Raw genomic sequence first — 217 nt, 5'->3', positions numbered from 1 at the left:
ACCCGGCGGAGTGTACGGGCGAGAGCTTCTACGACGAGGCCCTGCTCCGCGAGGCGGGCGTGACTGACTTCTCCGAGTACAACCTCACCGAGGGCGATCCGGAACCGATGTCGGCGCGGCTGTTCGACCCGGAGTTCGAACGCGAGGACTGAGGCCCCTCACTCCGTCACCGCGTCCCGAATCGCCGCGGTCGCGGCCTCCGGGTCCTCGGCGGCCG

The 217-nt window shown here is 70.5% G+C and carries 1 pseudogene; it reads left to right on the top strand.

The features are described 5' to 3' along the window. Positions 1 to 152, top strand: a pseudogene (locus tag EXE44_RS21855) (short chain dehydrogenase); the annotation flags it as partial. Between the last annotated feature and the right edge of the window lie 65 nt (positions 153 to 217).

It is taken from the genome of Halorubrum sp. SS7 (assembly GCF_005435055.1).
In the GTDB taxonomy this organism is placed as follows: Archaea; Halobacteriota; Halobacteria; order Halobacteriales; family Haloferacaceae; genus Halorubrum; species Halorubrum salinarum.
Note: the sequence above shows the minus strand (reverse complement) of the source record. Positions and strands in the feature narration are given on the sequence as shown.